Here is an 8,593-nt window from a genome sequence, read left to right on the forward strand (position 1 = left end):
GCGTGCGGATCAAGGATTGAGAGTGCCGCTAACGCGGCTCCGTTTGCAAAATCCTGCGCATTCGACAAATTCTGTATAACGAAGTACAACTTCGCCCTGTCGGCAAAACGAGCAATGCAATAGAGCAGGCTACGAGGCTTGTTAGCTGGAACCTTCGCCATTAGCGCGCTCTCGACCTCACTCCAGATCTCGGGCGCCTTGGGCGATTCCAATCCATTGAGAAGATAAGCGAGCTCAGAAATGCGCTCGTTTTCCGAATCTGCGGCTAGGATGCGGTGACGAAGCCAATCCGGATATCGCTCCGCACCGGCGCGAAGCGCTTCGAAGCTCGCCTGATAGTCGTTGTGCCGCGAGGCGTCCATCTTGTCATCTAGTTCATCCACACGACGCTGGTGAACGGCCCAAAGACAATCGAGGAGTTCCGGATCGGGTACCGCGGTCAACGCTGCAATGGCAACGCTCTGTCGTTGCTTAATTGGCGTGTTCAACAGGAGCGCGATTTCCGCCGTCAGGTCGACGTTCTCTTGTAGGGCGAGATTTGCGAACGCCCTACCGATCAAACCGACATGATACCGCGCCTCCCCTTCCGACGTGAATTTATTCAATCGCTCCAGGAGGACTGGGACGGCCCGTTGACCAAGTGATGGCAGGTGATGGATGTAAAGGTCTTCGCCGTAATTGCCGAATGTTTGGCTATCCTCTAGCATCGTGACAATCCGACTAGGGACGTCAGACTTGTTGGCGTCGGCAGTCAGGAGCCAGAGTGTGTCCATCGGCACGTAGCCGAGACGCCTGCGAATCCGTCGATCGTCCGGGTCTTCTTGGCGCAGGAATGCGCCAAGCTCGTCAAGCGACAACTGATTGCGGTCAAGTCGATATACTAATGATTTCGCGACCGCCCAATTGAACAGGCGGTCATGGGCAAATACGATTTCACCATTTTCCGTGCTGCGTAGCCAACCGGCGGCGGCCAATCTGGCCAATGTATCGGCATTATCTAGCCCGATTTCCTGCCATTGCGTTCTGGGAAGCGGGTAAGGTCGCGCCTCGATCGCGCGGACGGCGAGCGCCATCACGATACCCTCATCGCCGGGGCGGCCTTTTGCGGGGATGCGCTGCCAAAAGCCTTCGAATATCTCGTACTCGCTACGCGGTGCGCTTTGAAAGAGCGAATAGGGAAGTTCGACGAAGAGTCCTGCCAAGATCGGGTTGCGTAAGAGCCTCTTTAGGTCGAACGGAAGGTCGACCCAGCGTCGCCCGTTTTGCTTCAGAAGGGTGTCGAGTTCGTCGACCGAGAAGTCAGGAACGTCATGGACATGAATGGCGTCACCGTCCGTTATCGCAAGTGAGCGCGCGACCGTATCCGGAACAGTCAGAGCGAGCCGCATGTCCCAGTCTGTCCAATCCTGTCGGACGAGATCACGGGCAAGGTCGACGTCCTGAACATCGTCCACGGCGACGACTAGCCGCGAACCGATAGCATCCGGTGCGATCTCGCGCAGGAAGCGTGACACCGCAACGAGCGTCTTGTCTGTCGTCTCGCCTAGGCCTGTTTGCCATACGTCGCGAGCTGCCCGTGCCAGGACATCATCAGTTTTGGTGGTAGGTGATAGCAATGTCGCGGGTTGGCCTTGTTGAGCAAAGGCTTCCAGCAGCCGTCCGAGTTGCCACGATTTCCCAGTGCCGCTTTGCCCTGCGATCACCAGAACCGGCTTATCCTTGGGCCAACGTGGCGCGGCTCTTACATCGCGATTTGGTAGATATTTTAGGCGCTCGAGGCGGCGACGCGTCAACGCGCTTAGCGTTTCTCCGATAATTGCCGCCTTTCGCAGTCTATCTGGATTCAGGCCGACATGTCGGAACATGGCATCGATCGCGTTGGCATTGAGACGTGCTTCGCCTTTGCTCAACTGCTCGATCAGGACACCGACCAGATGCTCACGAACTCGTCGCTCATCTCCCAGGTTCTCTGCATATCGGCGCAAGAGCCTTTCGATTTGTTCCGCGCACTCGACGCCGTCGATACCGAACTCGATATCGAAACGAGACAAGAGATGAAATACGCGATCCGCCTCGTCAACCGTCGCTGGAGCATCGGCGCTTCGGGTCGTTATGCTAATGTGGTCAAAGAATTCGCGGTGAGTACCGATAAAATGTGCCCCAAAGCTCCTCCTCTCGACAGCGTCGAGTTCATCAGGTGCTGTCACGTTCTTCACTTCAGCAAGGAACGAAGTAAATTCTTCCAGTCGTCCGGCGCGACCATCCGTCACAAAGCGGTAACGGGCCAACGCCGGTAGCGGGGTTGGAACGGCTTTTCGGAGGTCGCGTAGAGCAGATTCAATATCCGCGACAGCCCAGGTACCGCCGCGTCGTGTCTTGTACTGCTCCACGAGATAAATCCCAGCGGCCTCTGCACGTGCGTCACCCCCACCGCGCGGCTCCAGGACGAGACATGCTTCTTCGATCTCCTGGCCGTCTAAACGGCCCGAGAGGGCAATGTCCGCCAACCGACCGAGATGCTGGATCATCTGGTAGAGAAAGCCGTTGATTGCGGCTGGTCCGCCTGCTTGCGTCATCTCTGCCTTCCGCGGCCCTCACGGACTTTGACTCGTCGCGTTAGGGTTGAAATGAGCCGCCGGTTCGACCGGCGCTTAGGCGACTAAAATCGGCCGATGCGCTTGAGACCGCAACCTTCATTCCGGACGGCCCAATTCACAGGACCATCGTACTATCGCTCGCCGCGTAAGTATCTGATTGTACGAACATAAAGCTTTTTGCCACAATACATAACGGGACCGATTCTTCTCGCCTCCATATTTAAGCCCCTATGATCTTGGGCATGAGAAAGCGAATCACAGGCAGCCAAGTCGTCGGCGAACTCGGCGAAGACGCCGTCAAGAAAGATCCATTCTGGAAATGCAGTTCATCTGCGATCCCGTGTGGTCGGCTCGAAGCTGGTACGGGCGGCGTCAGTGTAATGCGTAATCCCAGCAGCGGCGCACCGCTCGGCGTGCTGCTCGATGCTCAGGTCAAGTCGACCACTATATTTTGCGCGCCGGTACGTCCTGTTTTCCGCAAGTACATGTGAATGGAACCGCCCCAAATGAACCGTGAGATTGGCGCAAGCGACGAAGCAAGTGCAGTGGAGCAAACGGATGTCTCGCAGCCTGTTTGGCTACAAGCGTCTCTTGCTGATCTTGAGGGGTTGGCATTCGAAAGTCCGATTGCTGCATCCAACAGCGCTGATAGCCGCGACCTAGGGGATCTGTTTCGCGCTGCAGCCGATAAAGGGCAAGATGGGCCCGCGGTGAGGATGTTCAGGATGCTCTCCGCCGCAGCCGGAATGATGCTTAGATCCAAGGAGAAAAGTGAGCCGTTTGGACCAATGGCAGTCTTCGCCGACGGGCGTCGATCCCCGATTCAGGCTGACTTTCGCGGCCCGTTACAACATGTGCTCGAGGCCGCTGCTGACTTGGCGAAGCACCCGGCGCTGAAGGCACGTCTCGCCGATCTCTGTTGGAGTCTGGATCGCAAGAAGGGAAGGCTCGCCTTGGCGGCCATCGCGGCATACGTCGATATTGTCAAGGGCGTGGATGATGGCTCGCTAGTCTTCAAGTTCGACAAAGGACAGGGTGCGTTGAAGCACGATGCGCGCGATCATCTGCGACGCGCGCTGCAAATTGGCAAAGCCGTCGGCTGGGATAAGCCGGAATCAATGCTCGCTCGTGAGGTGGCCGTCCAATTGCGTGGACGAGCCATGCAGAAGGCGCTGCCTAATCCGGCATTCTGGTTTAGTGATCTCGACCTGGATTTTGGGATCTCTGATCCAGCAGTGATCGGTAAAGATATCGAAACCTTGATCGCGGGCCTTCCGAGTGGTTCTGATGGTCACGGTGTTATCGACCTTTGGCGATTGGCCGCTCGGGCATACCATCTTGCAAAGAACGAGGACGACAAACATCGTGCACAGACCGCTGCGGCCGAACAATTCGTTCTCATGGCCGAAGGTCAGCCCATGGCTATGCTAGCGTCGTCCTTGCTATCTGACGCAATTTCCGAACTCCATGGCGTTCCCGGCAAGAAGGATAGACGAAGGGAACTACGGCACCGCCTGATCGATGTTCAGGCCGGGATAGCGGAAGAAATGTCGCCGTTCTCGTATCCCCTGGACCTTGAGGACATCGCAAGAGAAGTCGAACGAACCATGGACCGCCCGACGCTTCGCGATAAGTTTTTTGTATTCGCGGCGCTTGATCAATCACCGGATCCAGCGAAGCTCGCAGCGGACGCATCCCAATCAATCCGAGAGCATCCGCTCTCTTCTCTCTTTGGCGCCTCACATCACGATCGAGAAGGAAAGGTAGTGCATCGCACCGACGGAGGCGGACTTGGTGACGGTGGTGACGAGTCCGCGATCAGAGATCACATCGCGCGGCACGAAAGCATTCGCCGTCAGATAACCGTCTCGGGGCAGATAGAGGTGGCGCGGCAGTCGATCGCGCGTGATCACTTACTGTCGGACGATGTATTTGCGCACCTTCTAATACATAGCCCGTTTGTACCAAGCGATTTGGTCAGAACGTTCAGCCGCGGTTTCTTGCGGTTCTTTCAGGGAGATTTCGTTAGCGGTCTCTATATCCTAACGCCGTTGCTGGAAAGCTCGCTTCGCCACTTGCTGAAAGCCAACGGCCACGATGTGACGATCTTCGACGACTCGACACAAACACAACAAGACCGCACGATTTCGTCGCTCTTCGAGCAAATGAGAGGCGAGCTCAGTACGATTTTCGGATCTGCTATTATGACCGATATTGAGGGTGTCTTCTTGAAAAAGCCTGGGCCATACCTTCGTCATGCGTTGTCCCATGGTCTGTTGCATGACGGTGATCCCTATGGTCACGACGCAATTTACAGTTGTTGGCTGATCTTCCGCCTTTGTCTTCTTCCGCTGTTTCCGTACCGCGATCAATTACACCTTCCGTTTGACGAGCCCGCGCACCTTGAGCCGGCGTAGCTACGGCGCAGCTTGTGCGTCTTCCGGCGCCTCGCTGAGGCCGTCAGCTCTACAGCGTGCCGGAGGGCTCACGCGTAGGAAGGCGCCGCGGGGAAGATTATTGAACGAACTTGAGCCGGCGGCCGGAAAGAACCGGCTTGGCGTGATTACACGCGCCGGCGACGGCATGTTGCGAACCGTTTGGTGGCTGGTGCGACGGCGGTGATCTCCGTGAACTACAGCGGAGACTTCAACGGCGTTCAATGGTTGCGCGAGCGGGGCCACGCGCCGATGCGGGTGACGGGCTATATCGCAAAAGGCGACTGGATCGATGATGCGATCCGCGGCGTAAGGACACGGATCCTGTCACCTCGAGGCGCGCAACAACGAGGAGACCTACCGGGGCACGCTGACCGCGCTGGACTGCGCCCTGCCGCAGGACATGGTCATCGTGTGTCCCCACGTCCTGGTCCCCAAGGATACGCGTGAGTCCGAGGTGGGACTCGCCGGTCGAGTATGCCGCCGTTACGCCGTAGTCACAACGGCTCGCGGGACTTCCTTCCCGCCGCCAAGAGTCGCCAGTTCCTCCGGATCGTCCCGGAAGAAGACGTGCCTCATTTATTGCGCGTGGGCGCTTCACACCGAGCGCCCTGAGGGGAATGCCCGACGGGCTTAATTGATGGGATTTGATAGGAGAGAAAAGTGTCAGTCTTTTCGCGAACGTTGGCGGTGATCTCAACCGCCAGTATCATACTTCTTGCGAAGCCTGCTCTTGCAGACGAAAAAGACAAACTCCACAGCAGAACTCTGGACGTACGAACGGTCCTGAGCTTCAAGGTCGCCGACTCTGCGGTTCAAAAAATGCTGCCGAAAGACTGGGAGATGGAGCCGCCCAGTGCGGGCCGTCCAAGGGATCCAACCTCTCAATCGTCTTGATTGACCAAATCTTGGCCCAAGATGCCGACGGAAAACCGATAGATGCTGGTCGCGGCGCCGTGCTGGTCATACCGGCCAAGAAGCAGGGGATGGAAAAAGCTGTACCGATGGTAATCGGCGGCTTGTTCTCGCCTGCAAGTTACACTCCCGGCTCCTACAGCAATTATGTCTACGCGAAGACTGCCTTAGACAGAACGATCCACAGCGATCCTGCCGCAGTGACGAATGTCGAGGAGGCATGGTCCTTCACGACGGACGGTGGAGATTCGCTCCAGGTCCAGGTTCAATATACGCGTAGCGTGCCGGTGCGCGCTAATCTCGAATTGTCCGTCTACTCCGGAGCCAAGTCGGACTTCTATCGCATATATCGTGTTGAGCAAGCCACTGACGTGGTGCGCAGCACAGTGACGGGACTCGATCGCACGCAAAGGGTCTCGTTCAAGGCTTCCGGTCGGCAACTTGCTCCTCTGTTCGATGGTTCGGAGCAACTCATCAGTATTACCGCGATCCCATGGTACTCGCGGCAGATCTTTCTTCCCGGATCGTAAATCGGTGTCCAAGAAGAGGCCTCATGCAACTCGTGAGGCCTCACCTTTCATGATGTGGCCAAATACCCTGAACCTGCAGTGGAACGCATGGTGACGGTATGCGGCACACGTGTCTACGGTTCTTCAACGGATCAAATTGAGACCATGGCGGATGGTGAAGACGATTGCTGGTTGAAGCACTCTTCGACTGGTGTGCAGCGGCGCGAGAACCGCACTACCGTAGTGGAGGGCTGTGGCCTTATCATTGGGTTTGTTGTCTTAGTTGTGCTGTCGTATCTCGGTAGAGGTGTGCCATGACGGCTCAGATCCGCGAATGGTCGCAACGGGGCGGGGGGCTCGACGGCAGGTTTGTGAACATCCGAAAGAATAGGTCAGCGAAAGCTGTCCGCACTTGTCAACGACGGGCCGCCGAGTGCGGCTCGAGAGGGGAATGAGTCTGAGCCGACGTTCACGACGATCGGGTGATCGTCGTGCCAATCTTGTCGCTCGCGCAATGGCTTGATGCTTTTTGGACGGTCACCCGATCGTCCGCTTGCTTCCTGTGCGGGAGCATAACCCAGGAAGAATCTCATGCTGACACGTAGAGGCTTTGCAGGTGTTGCATCGTGCGCAATTTGTGAACTTGCTGGATTCGTGGCAACCGATGCATCCGCGCAAAGTTCTCCGCCAACTCCCGCGAACGGCGTTACCCGAGCTGAGCTATATGGGCCATGCGCTGATAGAGGGTCGAATCGACCACGCCATGTTTCTGTTGTATCGAAATTGCGGCGGAGCGAGCGGCCGAAGTCGAGGAAAATATTCCGGCGCGGCGGACGCGTGGTGCCTAGCCCGTCAGCTTTTCGTCAGCTGACACAAATACGGTTGATGCGCGTTCCCACACGCACAAGCAAACTTCGCCCCTTTGCTTGGGCCTCGCCTGGTGGTGACATCGGGTGAGGCTGCCGGGACGTTTGTGACATAGGCCATGTCCCGCTCCGTCATCGACCGCATGACTCGATTCTCTCAAATCGCTTAGCGAATTTCGGATTCGAAGGGCACCGGCAAGTCTATGCGGTCCACCGTGACGCGCGGGAAGACGGTTGGTGGTTTGAGACTCGAAATTGGTAGTGGTATCGCCTGCGTTGCGGTACGAAAAGTACCGTTATGACTTCATTGGAGTCTGCTTGCCGAGGGGGCCGCACTCGTTCGTCCGTGCCGACACAGTTTGTTCGGGCGGCAATCGCGAACAATCTGCCAGCGTACCAGGAATGCAACGATCTAAGCACCTTTGATACGCACCCAATCTAGCTTGGCCGATCGCTCCGCAACAACTGCGGATAACCACGTCTGGCTGCCTACTTGGCACGAGCGAGATGGGTTTCATACGCGCGGCGGGCACGCTCCGGTTCATGTTCGGAATCAATGTGCAACACGACCTTTGCAACTCTCGCCAGTCGGCGTCCTCTGCATCTGCGTCCAGAAGGCGCATATAGGTGACAGCGTGTTCTTGGTCGTTATCTTGACTCTTCGAATTGTCTCAGCTCGAGGCTTGTTTTAGCTTTTTCGAAGTCGTCAGTGTGGCACGCTGACGTCCGAGTCAAGCGTTCCCGGAGCACTCGCGAGGACAACGCTTGACGCGGCGGCGTCGCCGCACAATTTCGCAATGAAGTGCAGGCACTTTCACCTGCACTTCTGCCACGTGGAACAAAATCTGTCTCACCGCCGCCGCGAGGCAGAAGCGAAGCAGAACCGCGACGATTCCTGCGCGGCACCCCAAATGAGACAGATTGACCGTTCGGATAATGGTCGTAGGCGTCAGGATCAAATCCGTTGGCGCTGCATCGTTGACATCCGGATCGAGCGGCGGACTTCAGGGTGGGGGAGCGCAGTCAGGTCAAGGTCTCATCTGCGCAGCGCATGGTGCTCCCAGCACACAATCTGTTGTCAGTCGACGTGATGCGCTCTCGCCTATCCTTATTTGGAGTGCCGGATCCTCTCCTAAGTTGCGCTCAAACGACAAAACTAACGACGCTGTGGCGGATCGAACACACCTAAGCCCCCAATGATTGACCGCTTGCTCATTTTGATTCCTTCACAACCACGTTGAGGGTTTGTACCGTCTCGGAGACGGTGTGAT

General features: G+C 57.0%; 4 protein-coding genes and 1 pseudogene. 3 read left to right on the plus strand and 2 right to left on the minus strand.

Features of this window, described 5'->3' with window-relative positions:
- Window positions 1-2,576 (minus strand): hypothetical protein (locus PMN64_RS40585; RefSeq protein WP_411784801.1); only part of this gene is annotated, 2,576 nt, incomplete at its 3' end.
- A gap of 263 nt (window positions 2,577-2,839) precedes the next feature.
- Here PMN64_RS40585 and PMN64_RS40590 point away from each other — a divergent pair.
- From PMN64_RS40590 to PMN64_RS40600, 3 genes are all read left to right on the plus strand, one after another.
- The gene (locus PMN64_RS40590) at window positions 2,840-3,088 is read left to right on the plus strand and encodes a hypothetical protein (RefSeq protein WP_411784802.1); all 249 of its coding nucleotides are present in this window, start codon (window positions 2,840-2,842) and stop codon (window positions 3,086-3,088) included.
- A gap of 15 nt (window positions 3,089-3,103) precedes the next feature.
- Window positions 3,104-5,014 carry a hypothetical protein gene (locus PMN64_RS40595; protein WP_411784803.1) on the plus strand — a complete coding sequence of 637 codons (1,911 nt, stop codon included), beginning with the start codon at window positions 3,104-3,106 and terminating at the stop codon, window positions 5,012-5,014.
- Window positions 5,015-5,940: 926 nt separating this feature from the next.
- A complete protein-coding gene (locus PMN64_RS40600) occupies window positions 5,941-6,477 on the plus strand; it encodes a hypothetical protein (protein WP_411784804.1) in 537 nt (178 codons plus the stop codon).
- Window positions 6,478-7,811: 1,334 nt separating this feature from the next.
- Here PMN64_RS40600 and PMN64_RS40605 read toward each other — a convergent pair.
- Window positions 7,812-7,969 (minus strand): annotated as a pseudogene (locus tag PMN64_RS40605) (DUF2285 domain-containing protein); the annotation flags it as partial.
- Window positions 7,970-8,593: the final 624 nt, after the last annotated feature.

This window comes from Bradyrhizobium sp. UFLA01-814 (genome assembly GCF_046718885.1).
Lineage (GTDB): Bacteria > Pseudomonadota > Alphaproteobacteria > Rhizobiales > Xanthobacteraceae > Bradyrhizobium > Bradyrhizobium elkanii.

Coding starts and splice junctions, on each gene's coding strand:
- PMN64_RS40590 (WP_411784802.1), top strand. CDS start 2,840: ATGAGAAAGCGAATCACAGGCAGCCAAGTCGTCGGCGAACTCGGCGAA.
- PMN64_RS40595 (WP_411784803.1), top strand. CDS start 3,104: ATGAACCGTGAGATTGGCGCAAGCGACGAAGCAAGTGCAGTGGAGCAA.